This window comes from Lonsdalea britannica (assembly GCF_003515985.1).
Classification (GTDB): Bacteria; Pseudomonadota; Gammaproteobacteria; order Enterobacterales; family Enterobacteriaceae; genus Lonsdalea; species Lonsdalea britannica.
The window spans coordinates 989,376-1,006,711 of record NZ_CP023009.1; the positions used below are offsets into that span (position 1 = coordinate 989,376).

General features: G+C 58.3%; 12 protein-coding genes. All 12 read right to left on the reverse strand.

Annotation, left to right across the window (positions count from 1 at the left end):
• Nucleotides 1-147: 147 nt before the first annotated feature.
• Entirely contained in the window at nt 148-1,320 is a 1,173-nt protein-coding gene (locus tag CKQ53_RS04735; protein WP_094118691.1) for a HAMP domain-containing protein, read from the reverse strand.
• Nucleotides 1,321-1,529: 209 nt separating this feature from the next.
• The gene (locus CKQ53_RS04740) at nt 1,530-2,543 is read right to left on the reverse strand and encodes a glycosyl hydrolase family 8 (protein ID WP_244200996.1); all 1,014 of its coding nucleotides are present in this window, start codon (nt 2,541-2,543) and stop codon (nt 1,530-1,532) included.
• Between the two features lie 10 nt (nt 2,544-2,553).
• Nucleotides 2,554-3,024, reverse strand: a complete 471-nt coding sequence (gene bcsD, locus CKQ53_RS04745) for a cellulose biosynthesis protein BcsD (RefSeq protein ID WP_085652335.1) — start codon at nt 3,022-3,024, stop codon at nt 2,554-2,556.
• 2 nt (nt 3,025-3,026) lie between these two features.
• Nucleotides 3,027-6,875: a cellulose biosynthesis protein BcsC gene (locus tag CKQ53_RS04750; protein ID WP_118894713.1), complete on the reverse strand. Its 3,849-nt coding sequence runs from the start codon at nt 6,873-6,875 to the stop codon at nt 3,027-3,029.
• 11 nt (nt 6,876-6,886) lie between these two features.
• Nucleotides 6,887-9,298 carry a cellulose biosynthesis cyclic di-GMP-binding regulatory protein BcsB gene (gene bcsB, locus CKQ53_RS04755; RefSeq protein ID WP_118894715.1) on the reverse strand — a complete coding sequence of 804 codons (2,412 nt, stop codon included), beginning with the start codon at nt 9,296-9,298 and terminating at the stop codon, nt 6,887-6,889.
• Nucleotides 9,295-11,418, reverse strand: coding sequence for a UDP-forming cellulose synthase catalytic subunit (gene bcsA, locus CKQ53_RS04760; RefSeq protein WP_094118689.1), 2,124 nt, complete (start codon nt 11,416-11,418; stop codon nt 9,295-9,297). Before bcsA ends, bcsB begins: the two co-directional genes overlap by 4 nt.
• Before the next feature lie 96 nt (nt 11,419-11,514).
• Nucleotides 11,515-12,315, reverse strand: a complete 801-nt coding sequence (gene bcsQ, locus CKQ53_RS04765) for a cellulose biosynthesis protein BcsQ (RefSeq protein WP_085652339.1) — start codon at nt 12,313-12,315, stop codon at nt 11,515-11,517.
• A complete protein-coding gene (gene bcsO / locus CKQ53_RS04770; protein WP_094118688.1) occupies nt 12,306-12,854 on the reverse strand; it encodes a cellulose biosynthesis protein BcsO in 549 nt (182 codons plus the stop codon). Before bcsO ends, bcsQ begins: the two co-directional genes overlap by 10 nt.
• A 486-nt stretch (nt 12,855-13,340) precedes the next feature.
• The gene (gene dppF / locus CKQ53_RS04775; protein ID WP_094118687.1) at nt 13,341-14,354 is read right to left on the reverse strand and encodes a dipeptide ABC transporter ATP-binding subunit DppF; all 1,014 of its coding nucleotides are present in this window, start codon (nt 14,352-14,354) and stop codon (nt 13,341-13,343) included.
• Complete coding sequence (dppD, locus tag CKQ53_RS04780; protein ID WP_085652341.1) at nt 14,351-15,331, reverse strand: dipeptide ABC transporter ATP-binding protein; 981 nt, start codon at nt 15,329-15,331, stop codon at nt 14,351-14,353. The genes dppF and dppD overlap by 4 nt, the downstream gene beginning before the upstream one ends.
• Nucleotides 15,332-15,341: 10 nt before the next feature.
• The gene (dppC, locus tag CKQ53_RS04785; protein ID WP_094118686.1) at nt 15,342-16,247 is read right to left on the reverse strand and encodes a dipeptide ABC transporter permease DppC; all 906 of its coding nucleotides are present in this window, start codon (nt 16,245-16,247) and stop codon (nt 15,342-15,344) included.
• Nucleotides 16,248-16,256: 9 nt separating this feature from the next.
• Nucleotides 16,257-17,276, reverse strand: coding sequence for a dipeptide ABC transporter permease DppB (dppB, locus tag CKQ53_RS04790; protein ID WP_085652343.1), 1,020 nt, complete (start codon nt 17,274-17,276; stop codon nt 16,257-16,259).
• Nucleotides 17,277-17,336: the final 60 nt, after the last annotated feature.

The following is a 17,336-nucleotide window of genomic DNA, read 5'->3' on the forward strand; positions in this document are numbered from 1 at the left end:
AATGGGTTATGAATAAAAAATAGTGCAGAAACAGCCCGATAACAATGTCAGCGGGGGAAAGGACGGAGAGCGATCTAACACTCTGTTATTTATTAAATAATTTAAATAAGAGCATTGTCGCCCACGGGCAGAAAGGCGACGTCGTTGTTAAGAGTGGGGAGCGAGCTGGGAGGCGACGAGGGAGAGAGCGGCATCGCCACCCGCGCCGCGCGCCTGCTCCATCGCCAGACGGGCCTGCGCCAGCCATTGCCCGGCGGCGTTGGGCTGCATGAACGCCGCCTCGTCGGGCACCGCCAGCAAACCGATACTGACATTCACGCCCGCGAGCAATCCTCCTTCACGCAGAAGCGCGAGGGTTTGATGTCCCCACGCCTGCGCAAGATCGGGTGTCGCCGGCACCGCGCCCAACACGGCATATTCGTCGTTATCCAGACGCGCCAGCAGACTGGAATCGCCGATAACAGTACGCAGCGCCGCAAGCATTGGCGGCAGAGTGTCGCTTCCACGGACCGCTTCTCCTTCCAGCCCCACCACGCACAGACAGAACGGTTCCCTTTGGCGAGATAAAGCGTTAATGAGCGTCGCTTTGTCCGTCAGCGCCTCATCACCCGCACGGCGGTGCGACTTCCACCGCCGCAAATTACGGTTGTAGCTGCGCACCAACATACCCAGTTCGTCGTCGCTATGCCGCTCCGGCAGCGTCAGCGGACAGTCGGGCAAAGACTCGGCGGGAACATCCTGCAACTCTTTGATGATTAAACGAAGCGGGTTGACGACGCGGTGTTTCACACACCAGGTGATGCCTACCGAGAGGATCAGCGCCAGCAACAGATAGGTCACCAGCAGGGTCGAAAACGTGCTGACGATAAATTGGAACATCCGGTACGAGTCCGCCTGCAACACCAGATGCGCCAGCGGCGTAGAGCCCGGCACCTGCGGCAGGGAATATAAAGGAATCGAGACTTCAATGGGCAGATTAAACGTCCGCGCTATCCAACGCGGTAAGGGCCGTTCGGACGGAAAGTTGGCATGCAGCGTATGCAGCTCGCCCGGGAGCACCAGATAGGCCCGGCTCAGAAAGCCGACTGGCAATAAGTTGTTGAGCAGGCCGTCGGCCTCGACCACATCGCCCTGTAAGACGGCATTGGTCAGGGGAGTTCGCACGGAGTAGGCAATGTGTTCCAGCTGACGCACGTAATCATCCCGTCGCTGATGCACGAAATGGAACAGCTGGATCACGATAAACAGGCAGACGGCGGTGACCGACACTGCCGAAATCACCGTCATCTGTTTGATAGTTAGTGAACGACGAACGTGCAAACCTATTCTCCCAAAACCCCGACGCACGGGGAAAAACAGCCGTACAGTATATCTCGAGCGCCAAGTTTATAGGATGCAAAGGGAAGTCGGTTAAAAGGTTTAAGGATTTTTCTGAGGAAAGTCTTTCTGTCAGTGGCCGAACATCAGAAAAAGGGCGCTCTTATTAGTCTTAAGCAGGCGCAACCGGAATACGGCGGCGCCTGATGAGGTTAACGCGCGTCGGCGGTGACCCGCGCCAGATTGGCCAGAAGATGCAGACTGGCGGAGTAGTAGTCTTCATCAGGGCTGATGGCGTCAGTCACCTGCTGGACGTCGCCCATCGTCAAATCCCGTACCGCCAGCAGGCCGCCGCTCATCATGTACGGCGCGGTGTGGTTATTCAACACGTCCACCCAGGCGGGCGTTCGAAGACGCGGAAAACCATGCCAGTACAGGCGGAACGCGCTAAGCTCCGCGCTCTCACGGTCGTACCAGTAAACGTACAGTGGAATGCGGATGGCGTCGTAGCTGAAGCGCGACGGCCAGTTCATCGCCGGGGCCATAGAACCATCGGCGTTCAGCGCCACCCAGTCCGACGGCAGATTGGTATCCCCGAACCGCGTTTTACTCAGCAACAGCATCCCGTCTTCAATCAGCTGATGCCACACCGGCAGATGGCTGCGTTTAGAAAAATCTTCCCAAGCGGGGAAGATAAAATAAGAAGGATTGAGGACAAGGTAGGTGCTTTTGTTGAAACCATTCGCGCCCGGCAACATCACCGTATGCCCGGCGTAACGGGTCACATTGTGCGCGATGATGTCTTTTTGCAGGCTGTCGGACGCCTGTAAATACTGCTCGTTGCGCCACTTCTCACCGGCCTTCAACAAAGCCCAGGCAATCATGACGTCGCCGTCGGAAGCATTATTTTTGTCGGCCACCGGGTCGGCCGCTTTCGGGGTATAGCGCCAGTAGAACAGACCGTTCTGTTTGTTTTTGAGATGGGACTGCGTCCATGACCACAGCTGGTCGAAGGTGTTCCGGTCATCATAATGTACCGCCAGCAACATGGCGAAACCTTGCCCTTCCGTATGGCTGACGTTGTTATTGCCGGTATCCTGAATTCGCCCATCCACCGTTAAAAAACGGCTTTTGTAGCTATCCCATCCCTGATCTGCCGCTATCGCACTCGTGCTGCATAACGCCATGAGCAAGACCATAGTCCAGTGCCGCAATGGCTTTATCATGCTTTCCCCTCTAGTTATTTTGATAACGAAATCGCAGCGCCGTCTCATCGTCGGTCGCTTCACCGACCAGCGGCACATGAGCGCCGCCGCCCTGCTCTTTCAACCAGTGCGCATACAGCCCCTGCAACACCGCTTTGATCGCCATCAGCCAGCGCGCTTTGCTCAACGCGCTGTCACCGGCAGGCAGAGCCAGGTGGAGAATGTCCAGCGACGCGTCGCCCGGCAGCAGTTCGACATAGCCCCAATCAAACGTGGCCAGCACCGCATTCATCTCCCGCTCCAGGTCAGCCACGGTCAATGCCGCCGACAGGGGATAACGCTTCGCAAGCGCCTCGCCCATTTGCTGGAGAAAAGCCTGACCTTCGCTTTCACCGACGTTGTTCATCATATTCTCAATGATGATCCCGAGAAGATCAAACCAGCCCGGCGGGCACTGCTGCTGGCGATAGTACTGCAAGGTCGTTTGATGATATTCACTCATGCTTATTCACCTCCAAGCATATAGCGGAAATAGAGTTGCGCGCTGCTTTCGTTATAGTCACCGAAGGTGTCGTAACCGAGCTGACCGCCGATGGTGACGTTGCGATTGACCTTATAGTCAGCCCCGGCGTGCAGGTTGTAGCCGATACCGTTTTTACTGGTGCCGGGATAATAGGCTTCTTGCGTCAGGCCGCTGGCGGCGGCCCTTTCCAACGCATTCTGTAATAACGGGTCGTTGGGGTAGTAGGCGCTGCGATCCTGCGAGTAGGACTGATAGCCCAAAGCGCCGCCGATCTTCACGCTCAGATCGTCGTATTTCTGGGTGTAATCGATGGGGAAAGAAACCGAGACGAAGTTCTGCGGACTGAAATAACCGCCCTGCCCGTAGCTGTAGTAGCTCAGGTTACGGGAGAAATCCATCCACGACATGCTGATGCCGGTCTTCAGCTCACGCTCGCTATCGTGATAGGGACGCACATAAGCCCCGGCATTCGCCACCAGACTTTTGTTGCTCTTCACGTTCTCGCCCAAATAGCTGTAGGCGCCTGCGCCGCCATAGAAACCGGCGTCGCCGTCGTCATAGCTCAGCAGCGCCGTTCCGCCGTTCTTGGTCACTCGGCCCCACTTCTCGCCGCTATAGGCGTCGCGCGCGCCGACGTAGGAAAGCAGGCTGTCGGTGACCGCCCGACGCTCGCCGGTCAGCACCAGCGTCAGGAAGTCGGTCAGTTTCGGCGACCACTGAACGCCCCCCACCAGCGTGCTGAGATCCTGCCCCAGCGGGGTCGAACCGATATCCACCTTGTATTGTTTACCGGTCAACGCCAGATTGAGCTCTACGCCGGTGGCGTTCTGCGCACCGGGAGAGTCCGCCGTGATCTCGTCAAGGTTGATGGTTCCTGAGGAAGAGGCTTTGAGTGCTCTGTCAGCGCTATCGGCCTGCTGAAGCGCCCCCTGACCGAAGCGACGGCTGGAAGTGTCTTCGGCGCTTCCCGCGCTCAGCGTCACGGGCGTCACGGTAAAGTTGAATCGATCCTCGCCCAACGGCGCGCTGGACCACGTCAACGGTGCTTTCGCCTCGGTCAACTTGCTAAGGCCGGACTCGCCGTCCCGACCACGCACCTGCACCCCGGTCTGAACCCAGGTGCCGGTGTCACTCTCCAGCGTATCCATCATCTGGTTAATCTGGCGGAAAGTGCCGTTCTGCGCAGAGGCCGTCGTGCCCCCCGACGTTCCGTCGAGGCGCTGCCCCCCAACCGCGCGATAGTCGGCGGTTTCGTCACGTTGCTGCCACGGCATCGCGCTGCCGTAGGTCGACGGCGAACGACGCGTGCTTTCCGTCGTCCGGTTGATGAACGGATTATCCGCCAGCGCCAGTCCGCCAATCACCGGCAGGCTGCCGGACTCCGCGCCCTGCAGCCCAATCATTTTCCCACGGGCCGTACGCAGATAGGCTATTGCCTGCGCTTTGTTCCCTTCCGCGTCAGCCACACGCGCCAGCAGCAGCAGGCGTTCGGGCGTCTGTTTGTCGCTCAGGCCGGCGGCCAGCGTGCTGGCTTTCGAGACGTCGTTCTGCGCCAATGCCACGTCGATAGCGCCGACGCGCGCATCTTGCGTCGGGGTATCGCGCGTCATCAGATAGTCGTAGACCGTCGCCGCTTCCTGATTCATTTTGCCGGACTGATAGAGTCGCGCCATCGCCAGCATCAAATCGGTATTCTGCGGATCGTGCTGCAACGCGCCGATCAGTTTGTCGTAAGCGGCCGCATACTGCCGGGCCTCGCGCAGGCGATCCGCCTCCTGGATCACGCCGCCGTTACGCACGGCGGCCAACTGTTCCGGCGTGCTGCGAGCCAGCATATCGGGATTGCTCAGCCACGACTGCGCTTCCTGACCCAGACCAGCCTGATTCAGGACGGCGACCTGCGCCGCGTAGTCGCCCGCATTGCCTTGAATACCACGCTGCATGTTATTGCGCACGACGCCGACGGCACCGGCGGTATCGCCCGCCGCCGCCAACGCTTGCGCCAGCTGTCCGGCATCCTGCGGATCGGCGGGAGGATTCACCGCCAGCGCCTTCAGGGTGTTGGCCGCCGCCACATTAGCGCCGGTTTTCAGATAATCTCGCGCCGTCACCATTTGCAGATTGAAGTTGGCCCGTCGTGCCAGCGCACGCATATTCGGTGTTTGCTGGCGCTCGGGTACGCGAGCCAACAGCGCCCCGGTTTGCTGCCAGGCGCCGTTTTGACTGGCGAAAAGCGCGCCAGCGAACAGCTGCTCGGGGCTAGCGCCGGGACGGTACAGCGGCTGCATCACATCAGCGGCCGTCGTCATGTCCCCTTGCTGTTTGTAAGCGCGCGCCAGGTCGTATCTCACCCAGCCATCGGCGGGCCAGCGCTGTATCGCCTGCTGCAAAATCGCGATAGCCTGCGCCGAGCGCCCCGCGGCCAGCTCGCGCTCTGCGGCGCGCCTCATCGACGCGCTGCCTTCGACCACCGCTACGCGCGGCGCCAGACGTTGGCGTAGGCTATCCGGCAATTCCGCCAGCAGCGCGTCAGCTTCCGTACTGCGATTCTGCTGGTGCAGCACATAGTACAACCCTTCTTTTGCTGCGTTGTTATCCGCATCCAGCGTCAGCACATCGCGATAACTCTGCTCCGCCTGCGTCAGCTGACTGCTGCGACGTTGCACATCGGCCCGAAAGAGACGAACGGCGATGCCGCGTTCTCCGCTTGCCTGCATCAGCGGTTCGCTAAGCGTCAGCGCCTGCGCGGCATTGCCCGCTTTCATCGCCTGCTGCGCCATACTCAATTGCGCGTAAAAACGGGCATCCTCCGCCTGCTGTCGGCGTTCGACGCTGTTTTCTCCGCCCTGCTTCGCCGCCTGCTCCAGATAGTTGGCGGCGCTGGCGTAGTCGCCTCGACGCTGGGCGATATAGCCGAGACCGGCCAGCGCATCCGCATCCTGCGGCGAGGTCTGAAGCACCTGTTCAAACGCCTGCTGCGCACCGTCCGCATCGCCGCTGTTCAGTTCGGCGAAGCCTTTTCCTTTCGCCGCGCCGCCAACGTTGGTGCGATAGTGCGCCATCACCGCATTATCCTGCGGGTGACGCTGCTGGTAGTTGCCATACAGCGCCGCGTCCTCCGGCTGAGGACTCATCCACAACAGGGCCTGGCGCATAGCGCCGTCCGCGTCGGGGTTGCCGGAGGCCATGGCATCCAGCAACTGTAGTCCTTCGCGCCGGGTGGATTCCTGATAGGTCAGCGCCTTCCCCAGCGCCAGCCGGGCCTGAATATCCTGCGGATTCACCGCCGCGAACTGACGTAGACCGTCCAACGCCTGCGGCCACAGCGTGCGATCGCCCGCCATCGTCAGATAATACTCGACCGCCACATTGGCCGGCGGCTGCCCGCCGTCGAACAGGTTGCGCCAGGTTTGCAGCGAAGCGGCGATGTTGCCGCTACGGGCCTGCTGGCGAGCCAGCGCCAGCTGAGCGGGCAGAATATTCTGCCAGCGCCGGGAGCTGTCCAGCTCCTGCAACCGAGGATCTTGCGGCGAAATGCTCGCCAGACGCGTACGCCACTTCGTGGCCTCGGCGTTGTCGCCGCGCTGTTGAGAGTAAAGCGCCATCAGGTAAATCGCGCGGGTGTTTTCGGCGTCGACCGCCAGCACCTTCTGCAAGGCGCCTTTAGCCAAATCGTCGTGGGCGCGTTGATGCCAATATTCCGCCTGATCGAATAACGCCTGAAACGCCGGGTTAGTGTTGTCCGCCGCCTGCGTCGGCGCGGACAGCGCCGCCGCCCCAATCAGGCACAGTGACCGAAGCATTCTGGCTGTCAGTGTGTTCTTTTTCATAGATCGCTCAATTATTTCCGGCCTGAATCACGCTCATGCTGCGGGTGCAGACGGCGATGGGCGCGGCGTTTCAGCACGCGATACAAACCCGCTCCGCCTAACGAGGCCGTGATTAAGGCGACAAACGCCAAAATGACGGCATGCTGGTTGGCATACCAGATAATCATCATGTACCAGGGCATTTGCCCACTGGGGAACTGCGGGCCGACCCGGAAACTGCGGATACCATTCTCATCGGTGATGATGGCGGTATCGCCGCGAATCGCCGCGGTAACGCGCGCCGACGTCAGGTCGCCATGCAGCCGCTGCAACTGCTGGTCGTTCGTCGCCAGCACGACTACCGCGACACGTTTAGGGTTCCACGGGGATCGATAGCTGACAAAACCACGCCAGAGCTCATTCGAGGAGAAGTAGCGGTCGGCATCTATCGGGTGGCGGGCCCAGTCGCCGGTTAGCCAGCTGACAAGTTTTTCCGGCACGCTGGGCATTTTGACACCCAGCGCATGACCGTCGGTCTGGTAAGGAGACTCCGCCAGCAGCGCCGCGTTAAACCCTGCGTGCGGTAGCGTCGTGACCGCCAGCACATCGCTGTTTTGCAGCCGATGCAGCGCTACGCCGTCTTTCGGCACGCCAAACACGACCTGATTGTGATTGATACTGACGCCGGTCGCGTCGCCGGAGCGACCCGCCATGCCGAGCAGCGTGCTAATTTCCTGATCGGTGGGGCGTTCCGGCAGCAACATCACCGTCTGCGCGTAGTCAGCCAGCCGGGAGAAGGGGAAGGACGCGCCGATGAAATACGACAGATTGGGCAACATCGTGAAGTGACGCGTTCGGGTCAGGTCTATCCACGAGTCGTTCTCAATGCGGCTTTTGATGTTGTTGTTCAGCAGTACGCTGCACGGCGCATCCGCTTTGGGCCGGATGTTGAAGTAGAGCTGCAGTTGGTTAAAGCCGTAAATCAGATAGGGGTCGAGCTTCAGCGTATAAGATTCCTGACGATTATCGCCCCCCAGCCGACGCCAAAGTTGCTCCAGCAGGCCCTCTTTCACCATCGGTAAGTTGCTGATAAACGTGCCGTTAAGCGTCACGTTCAGGTCAGAGCGATGTTCATCAATCCAGTTCTCCGCCGGGAAGCGATAGCTGATGTGCACCGGGATTGTTTCGCCGTCCCACAGGAAGAGGTCGGGGGCCGCCCGAAACTTGAGGTTCTGCGCGGAGTGCCAGATGCCGAGTGACGTCATGCTCTGATCTTGCTCCAGCAGTTCGCTGAAACGGACACGCCGATCGGTGCTGATCCAGCGCGGCGCATCGTAGCTCTTATGCCGCGGAAGGGTTTGCGGGGTGACGGTGATGGCCGACTGCTTCGAGGCCAACGGCTGGCTGACGAGATAATAGGCGGCTTGTCTCAGCTGATCCTCGTTCTTCCCTACCACCAGCAGCAGCTTGTAGATCGGGTTATCTGGATTATCCATCAGCTGTAACGTCGGCGCGTCGACCTGCGGCAACGTCACACGACCGATCTTCTGGCCCGGGTAACCGAACAAAATACCGTTTTGTTCCGGCACGCTGTCTCGCTTCACGGGGAAAGTGATATCTCGCCCGTTGGTCTGCACCCCCATCCAGGATGCCACCAGCGCCGCCGCGCTCACCTGATCGGCCGTCGGCTCGGCGGGAAAAATCATCGGCACGGAGGCCGTCGCCATCTGCATGGAGTCGATAAACGGTCGCGGGAAGTTGCCGATGTCCGCTCCGACATTCAGCTGCTGCCCTTCCAGCTGTAACGTGGTGCTCGGCAGAATGGTGACGTTGTATTGATGAGCATTGTCGCGCTCGCACAGCAGACGGTCTGAATTGATGATGCGGAAACTCAGGTTGTTGTCGGACACCACCAGCGCAGCAGGGATCTCAATCTGATAGGTCCCGGTCTCCTGCCCGTTCGTCGTCAGGGGAACGCTGCCCAAGGGCTGTCCATTCAGCATCAGCTGTAGCGCGGTGTTGCGCTCGGCCAACGCCGGAGAGACGGCGAACTTGAGCGCCAGATGCGCGGACGTCACCACCTGATCGGCAGAGAGCGTAAATCTCAAACCGGCCTGCAACTGACCACCGCTCAGCGCGACGCCCTGCGCCTGCCCCATTTGCGCCACGGAAATCGTGCTGCTGACCGGCTGATTGTAAACGTCCGACGACGCATTCAGCGCGGGGACGGACGGAGACGACGGCGCGGCGCGGGGCGCCAAAGGCGTTTCAAAGGGCGGCGCGGTTTCATATCCGCCATCAATTCGGGGCAATCCCGCAGGCAACGGGGCATCGATTAACGACAGCGGCTGGCTTGACTCCTCAGCGGCAGAGGCGCTGCCGCTCAGGCACAGCAGCAACACCGTCGTTAACGCAGAAGGCGTCCTGAAAAATCCGTATGTCATGCCGTTTTATCCTCTTGCCGCGTCCCTTCCGTCGTTGCAGGTAACGCTGACGGCGTCGCCCCCTCTTTCTTTTTTCCCTTCCAGGTCAGCCAGAAGAATTCACACACCGTCCTGAGCACCGTCACAAAAGAGCGCAGCGGGTTGTCCCGTGGCCAGGGCGGGTCCATCCAGGCATCCGCCCGCGAAAGCACAACGCGTACCAGACCACGTCGCTGCGCCAGCGGGATTTCATCAAACCGCAGGCGAATGGTGCTGTCATCAAAACTCACGGACTTCACCGGCAGCGCGATTTCCCCCGCGCGGGATAACAGCTCAAGACACTCAATGGGGTCGGTTTTGTGACGCTGATCCGGCGCTTTGATTTGCGCGCCGCCCATCGACAGGTCCACGGTCACCGTGCGTGACGCTATACCGCTGGCGTAGTGAATAATGACCGGCAGTTCGACGTCGATACGAATAGTCTGACGCGTCTGTTTCGTTTCCCGCGCCACGGCGATAGCCGCCATCAAAATCAGCAGGCTGATGCAGGCCCAGGCGACGTTCAGGGCGATAACGTACGGATCGACGTTGTAATAGTTGTGCCCGACGGCCCGAATGCCCCCGACGACGATACCCGCGAACAGCAGGACGGCAGTCGCGATGTGCGGTCTGACAATGCGGAAGTCAAAAAAGCCCACGTCCAGCAGGCCGCCTTTATCCGTCACATTGAATTTGCCGTGACGCGGGGAGATCAGCGTTAACAGCGTCGGAATAATCAGATGGAACGCCATGACCGTTTCATAAATCTCACCCCAGAAGCTGTAGCGGAAGCGTCCATTCATCCTCGCATTGAGGTATATCGACATCACCAGATGCGGCAACACGTAGGCGAAAATCAGGTTCGCCGACGAGTGAATGATATTGAGATTGAACAATAGATAGGCCAAAGGAGCGGTCAGGAAAATGACGCGCGGCAGGCCGAACTGGAAGTGCAGCATGGCGCTGAGGTAACACAGACGCTGCTGCCAGGTCAGCCCTCTGCCCAGCAGTGGATTGTCGACGCGGAAAATCTGCGTCATTCCTCTCGCCCAGCGGGTACGCTGAATGACATGCAGCACCAGTCGCTCGGTCGCCAGTCCCGCAGCAAGCGGGATCGCCAAAAAAGCGGATTTCCAGCCACGACGCTGCATTTTCAGCGCCGTATGCGCATCTTCCGTCACCGTTTCCACGGCGAAGCCACCCACTTCTTCCAGCGCCGTGCGACGTATCACCGCGCAGCTGCCGCAGAAGAAGGTGGCGTTCCAGTAGTCATTACCCTGTTGGATCGGTCCGTAGAACAGCTCGCCTTCGCTTGGCATCTGTCTCGCCGCCTTGAGGTTGCGTTCGAACGGATCGGGAGAATAGAAGTAGTGCGGCGTCTGCATCAGCGCCAGTTTGTCGTCTTTCAGGAACGCGCCGACCGTCGCCTGTAGGAAAATACGTTTAGCCACGTGATCGCAGTCGAAGACGCAAATCAGTTCGCCGCTGGTGAGCTGCATGGCGTGGTTCAGGTTGCCCGCTTTGGCGTGTGAGTTGTCGTCACGGGTGATATAGCCCACGCCAGCCTGAGCGGCGAACACCGCAAACTCGCTGCGCTTGCCGTCATCCAGAATGTAGACTTTGAACTTGTCCTGCGGGTAATCCATGCACTGCGCCGCCAGCACCGTATCCCTGACTACATCCAGACTTTCGTTATAGGTCGGGACGTAGACGTCCACCGTCGGCCACAGGTTGGTATCCTCCGGCAGCGCCTCAATGCCGCGTTGCAGCGGCCATAAGGTCTGCATGAAACTCAGCATCAAAATAACCCAGACATAGACCTCGGCAATAAATAAGCCAATTCCCAAGATAGTCTCGATCTCAGAATTAAAATGCAGTGTTTCCGTCGCGCGCCAGTATATATAGCGCGTTGACATTAATAACGTAAGAATAACCATGACCACAGTGACCTTTCGGCTTTCACTGCGGCCCAATAAAAACAGCATACCAATACTGATTAAGCCAAAGATGTATTGTTTCTGGCTATCCATCGGGGTGATGATAATCACTAACGCTACCGGAAATAATACCAGTAACAACAGATAAAAAAGCGCCTTCTTCATAAATCTACCCTGATGGTCAGTAATAAGCGGGTTAATATAGTAAAGGGGAAATATCCTAAAAATATCGACGCAGAGTTATTCTTTGCGCTTATTCTATTAATAAGAGGCAGGCACGAATGTCTTATGGACTTCGCCATTGCCCACTTTGATATTCAACAGAGCCGCAATACGTTTGCTGATTAATTCAATATCAAATGCCGCGGCGGAAGCCGGACTAAAATCAAAAATGGAGCGCTGTGAAGCGTTGGCTTCGACGACGCTTTCGTCGCGATGTACGCAGCCAATCAACCTGTCGCCTTTGTTTTCCTGCATGTAAGCCGCCACATCCCTGCTGATCGCGCGTCGCGTATCCGTCTGATTCAGCAGCCAGTAGTATCCCTGTTTATGGTTCAACGGTCCGCCAATCAATCGGTTTTCTTCTACCGGAGACAGGAGAGACAGCGAGGCGGTATCCGCCTGCATGACGACCAGATGCAGGTCTGCCAGCGCGGTCATCGCCTTTAATGCGGGACTGGGGCCGGGCGGAAAGTCAGCCAGGATCACGAGGCCGGGGTAGTTCAGCATGGCGCTGAGCCCACGTAACAAAAACGCAGGATCCGCCAGGTGCCGATCGAAGTCCTCACGTTGCGCTTCCGACACGCTGCCGTACGGCAATACGAAAATATTGCCGCCAGCCGTCAGGATAGACTGGCTCCAGTCCGGAGACTCGACGGCCGCCGCCACATAGCCCCGCTCATCCGATAACGGAATACCGAAATGCAGGCGCAGCGCGTTCTGAACGTCAAAATCGATCGCCAGCACTTTACTGCCGCCGCGCGCCAGGGCGTAGGCCAGGTTGGCCACCATGGTGGTTTTTCCAACCCCGCCTTTCGGAGAACAAACACAAACTAACGGCATGAGGAAATTTTCTCCAATAGCGGTTTTAACAGCGCTTCTTTATTCGGCGTCTGCGCGGTTTGCCGACCACGCGTGCTGAACATCTGCTTATAGCGCTCGGGCTCCAGCGGCGTCGCGCTCGCGGCAGCGGTCGGTTCCGGGCGGGTCACAGGGAAAGAGGAGGCAGTCTCTGGCTGCCGTGATGACGTCGTAGGATCCGCCGCTGGCGACGTCTTCGACGCGGCGGCGACAGAATCAAGAAGCGATCGCTGTCCTGCGGGATCATCATGACGCGGACGGGTATTCGAGTCGTCCAACCTGACGGGCTTGACGCCGGAGGCCGGCGCCGCAAATTCATTTTTCGCGACAGGCCTCAACATAGGCTGCAAGCCAGCGCCTAATGAAGATTCGGCACCGCCTTTCTCTTCATTAATGACTTGCTTCACAATAGCCCAGCGAGAACCTTCATCATGCAAAGATTGACCCGACATTTCCTTGAAATTAATGTCTTCCGACTGGGTCTTTTCTTTGAAATGCTTCAGATCGTCATAGCTTCTCATAAGACTCCCGAATCTCTACATGAATGGCCGCTAATATACCATTATTGAACGAACACTTAATCAAAAATATCTTCACCGATTATTACAAAATAGATTGGCGGCAGTCGTGAAAATCAAATAATTAAAATGATATGCATTTCTCTTCCGTCTTATTCGCCGCTAAAATCAGCGCAGTGAAAATCATCCACACTCTTTTCAGGTGTTTATAATTGAAATTTTTATAATAAAAAAAGTAATATTTAATTACCAAGACGCGGGCGTTATCGCGGAGGGAAATAGGTTTATCCGACGCAATAATGTACTTATGACCTTTCCTTTTTCCGACCAGAAAAACAGCATGTTACCCCTCTGACTTTTCCGGTTTTGCTATAAAGCCAGTACAGCTATTTGATTGGATAAGCAGGCAAGCGTGGCGCTACACCACAGAAACAGGAAGCCCGTCAGACGCCTGAACGATCGTGTGACGGGCTTTATGACCGGTTCTTATTACGATACGAACGGGGACTGCGCCTCTTCCTCATCGACGGCAAAGCAAGCCACCTTCCGTTCACCGTAAGCGATTAGCTGAGGCTGTCGCGCCACACAGGCGTCGAACCGGCGTCGGCAACGGGTGTTGAACGCGCACCCCGGTGGCGGATTCAGCGGGCTGGGCAGTTCCCCGCTCAGTTTGATACGCTCGCGGCGTAAATCGGGAGTCAGGCGCGGCGTTGCGGAAAGCAGCGCCTGAGTGTAGGGATGGCGTGGATGGTCGAAAATTGCCGCCTTGCTGCCCTGCTCAACGCAGCGGCCCAGATACATCACCATCACCTCATCGGCGATATGCTCGACCACCGATAAATCGTGAGAAATGAAGATGTAAGACAAGCCTAACTCCTGCTGCAAGTCCATCATCAAATTCAGCACCTGCGCCCTGACGGACACGTCCAGTGCGGAAACCGGTTCGTCCGCGATCAGCACGTCCGGGTCCAGCATCAATCCGCGAGCGATGGCGATGCGCTGACGCTGACCGCCGGAAAACATGTGCGGATAACGGTCGTAAAACTCCGTTCTCAAACCGACCTTTTCCATCATCGCCAGCGCCTTTTCCCGCCGTTCGGCGCGGCTCAGCGCTGTATTGATGACCAACGGTTCTTCCAGAATCTGACCCATTTTCTTGCGGGGATTCAGCGACGCGTATGGATTCTGAAACACGATCTGGATTTTCTGCCGCCGCAATTTTTCAGCCGCAGGGTCAGACTTCAGCAAATCTTGTCCCTGATAATAAAGTTCGCCGTGGGACGGGGCTTCAATCAGCGTCAACAGGCGGCCCAAGGTCGATTTACCGCAACCGGATTCGCCGACCACGGCCAGCGTTTTACCTCTTTCGAGCGTAAACGAGACGCCATCCAGCGCTTTAACCACCCGCTCAGGCTGAAATATCCCGGACTTGACCGGGTAATATTTTTTCAACGCACGCGCTTCCAGCAGCACGTCCTGACGCATCTCGTTGTTATGACTCATAAACTGGGCCTCCCCGAATCATCCAGCGGCGTATGGCATTTCACCCGGCGATCGCCCCAAGGCTGCAGCGCGGGCTCTTGCTGGCGGCAGTGGTCCGTGACATACGGGCAGCGCGGGTTCAGCAGGCAACCCGAGGGTCGATCATATTTGCCGGGGACAACGCCCGGCAGCGAAGCGAGCCGCGATTTATCCACGGCGAACTCCGGCAACGCCCGCAGCAACGCCTGCGTATAGGGATGGCGCGGCGCCTTGAAAATCTCACTAGCGAGTCCCGATTCCACGACCTGACCGGCATACATCACGATGATTTGATGCGCCGCCTCGGCGACCAGCGCCAGATCGTGGGTAATCAGTATCAGCGCCATATTCTCCTGCTGTTGCAGCGTCAGCAGCAGCTCGATAATCTGCGCCTGAATGGTGACATCCAGCGCAGTCGTGGGCTCATCGGCAATCAGCAGTTGCGGGCGGCAGGCAAGCGCCATCGCTATCATGACCCGTTGGCTCATCCCCCCCGACAGCTGATGAGGATAAACGGCCAGCCGCGAGGACGGATCGGGTATCCCGACCATCGTCAGCAGGTCGACGGCTCGCTGACGTCGTGTTCGACGGTTGCCACCCTGATGAACCTTGATGGCCTCCATAATCTGGAATCCTACGGTGTAGCTGGGGTTAAGGCTGGTCATCGGGTCCTGAAAAATCATCGCGATTTCCGCGCCCACTAGCTGACGGCGCGCCTTCTCGGGCATGGCGATCAAATCGCGTTCATCGAACGTCAGACTGTCGGCCGCGACCTGGCCGGGATAATCAATCAATCCCATGATGGCCAGCGAGCTGACCGATTTCCCGGAGCCGGATTCCCCGACAATCCCGACAACCTGACCGCGTTCAACCTGATAGCTGATGCGATCAACCGCCTTGAACGGCTGCGCCCCCTCGCCGAAACTCACGGACAGGTGTTCTACGTTAAGTAACGCCATCGTTCTTCCTCTACGACTGCTTGAGTTTGGGGTCGAGGGCATCGCGCAAACCGTCCCCCACCAAATTGAACGCCAGCACCGTCAACAGAATCAGCAGTCCCGGAAAGGTCACCACCCACCAGGCGCTTTGCGCATATTGCAGCACGTCCGACAGCATGGTTCCCCATTCCGGCGTGGGCGGCTGCGCGCCCATACCCAGGAACCCCAGCGCCGCCATGTCCAGAATCGCGTTGGAGAACCCCATGGAAGCCTGCACAATCAGCGGCGCAAGGCAGTTGGGAAGGATATTGATAAACATCTGCCGCATCGCGCCTGCGCCTGCGACGCGAGAGGCGGTAACGTAGTCACGGTTGGCTTCCACCAGCACCGCAGCACGCGTCAAACGCACGTAGTGCGGCAGCGAAACGAACACCAGCGCAATGGCAGCATTCACAATCGACGGGCCGAAAATCGCAACCAGCACCAGCGCCAGCAGTAGGCTCGGCAACGCCAGCATGATGTCCACCAGCCGCATGACGGCGGCATCCACCAGACCGCCGAAGTAGCCGGAGATCAGCCCCAACACGATGCCGAACAGTAAGGAGATCGTCACCACCAGGCACCCGACCAGCAGCGACAAACGTGTGCCGTACATCAGGCGAGACAACATATCGCGCCCCACATCGTCGGTGCCGAGAAGAAATGAACTACTGCCGCCATCCTGCCAGACCGGCGGCGCGAGTAACGCTTCACGGAACTGTTCGGACGGCGAGTGCGGCGCCAATATTCCCGCCCCGAGCGCGACCAATATCATGACGACGATGTAGGCCAGTCCCACGACGGCACCTTTGTTGCGGCGGAAGTCGTGCCAGAACGCCTGCAACGGCGTCAACGGCATCGGTGCCGTATTCACCGCGGGTGGAGTCAGTTGCGTCATCGTGGCCTCCTATTTGCCATGTCGGATGCGCGGATTGACCACGCCATACAGCAAGTCCACCAGCACATTGACCAGAATGATCAGCGACGCCACTAACAGAACGCCGCCCTGCACGACCGGGTAATCCCGGCGTTGCAGTGCGTCCATCAGCCAGCGTCCCAGCCCCGGCCAGGAAAAAATGGTTTCGGTCAGAATGGCGCCCGCCAGCAAAGTGCCAACCTGAAGGCCAATCACCGTGATCACCGATAGCATCGCGTTTCGCAAGGCATGTACCACAACCACCCGCACGCGGCTTAATCCTTTGGCGCGCGCCGTGCGGATATAATCCTCGCCCAAGACCTCCAGCATGGAAGAGCGCGTCATCCGCACAATAACTGCGAGTGGAATCGTTCCGAGTACAATGGCGGGTAAAATGATATGCATCACCGCATCGATGAAGTCGCCTTCCTCCCCCCATATAAAGGTGTCGATGAGCATGAAGCCGGTCAGCGGCAGAGACTCGTCCAGAAATAAGGTGTCGCCCACCCGCCCGGAGACGGGCGTGAGATTGAGATGCACGGAAACCAGCATGATGAGCATCATTCCCCACCAGAAGATCGGCATGGAATAACCGGTCAATGCGGCGCTCACTGCCGCATGATCGAAGAGTGAGTCACGTTTGACTGCCGCCAGGACGCCCACCGGAATACCGACCACGATGGCGAAAAGCATGGCGCACACACCCAGTTCGAATGTGGCCTTGAAGCGCGGAACGAACTCGTCCCAGACTGAAGTCCGGCTTTTGAGCGATGTGCCTAAATCACCATGCAGAACGCCGTCAATGTAGTGGATATACTGTTGCCATATGGGCTTGTCCAGCCCCATTTCCGCCATCAGTCGGGCATGACGTTCAGGGGTAATCCCACGCTCTCCGGCCATGATCATGACAGGATCGCCGGGGATCAGATGCACAAAGGCAAAGGTCAGTAGGGTGATACCAATAAACGTAGGGATAACCAGCCCCAAACGTCGGAGTATGAACTGAAACATATCCGCACTCTCTGTGGATGACCGACCCGTGGGCGGATCGATCAAGGGTCGCTACCTGCA

Coding starts and splice junctions, on each gene's coding strand:
- bcsB (WP_118894715.1), bottom strand. CDS start 9,298: ATGACATACGGATTTTTCAGGACGCCTTCTGCGTTAACGACGGTGTTG.
- CKQ53_RS04750 (WP_118894713.1), bottom strand. CDS start 6,875: ATGAAAAAGAACACACTGACAGCCAGAATGCTTCGGTCACTGTGCCTG.
- bcsQ (WP_085652339.1), bottom strand. CDS start 12,315: ATGCCGTTAGTTTGTGTTTGTTCTCCGAAAGGCGGGGTTGGAAAAACC.
- dppD (WP_085652341.1), bottom strand. CDS start 15,331: ATGGCGTTACTTAACGTAGAACACCTGTCCGTGAGTTTCGGCGAGGGG.
- CKQ53_RS04740 (WP_244200996.1), bottom strand. CDS start 2,543: ATGATAAAGCCATTGCGGCACTGGACTATGGTCTTGCTCATGGCGTTA.
- bcsA (WP_094118689.1), bottom strand. CDS start 11,418: ATGAAGAAGGCGCTTTTTTATCTGTTGTTACTGGTATTATTTCCGGTA.
- dppC (WP_094118686.1), bottom strand. CDS start 16,247: ATGACGCAACTGACTCCACCCGCGGTGAATACGGCACCGATGCCGTTG.
- dppF (WP_094118687.1), bottom strand. CDS start 14,354: ATGAGTCATAACAACGAGATGCGTCAGGACGTGCTGCTGGAAGCGCGT.
- dppB (WP_085652343.1), bottom strand. CDS start 17,276: ATGTTTCAGTTCATACTCCGACGTTTGGGGCTGGTTATCCCTACGTTT.
- bcsD (WP_085652335.1), bottom strand. CDS start 3,024: ATGAGTGAATATCATCAAACGACCTTGCAGTACTATCGCCAGCAGCAG.
- bcsO (WP_094118688.1), bottom strand. CDS start 12,854: ATGAGAAGCTATGACGATCTGAAGCATTTCAAAGAAAAGACCCAGTCG.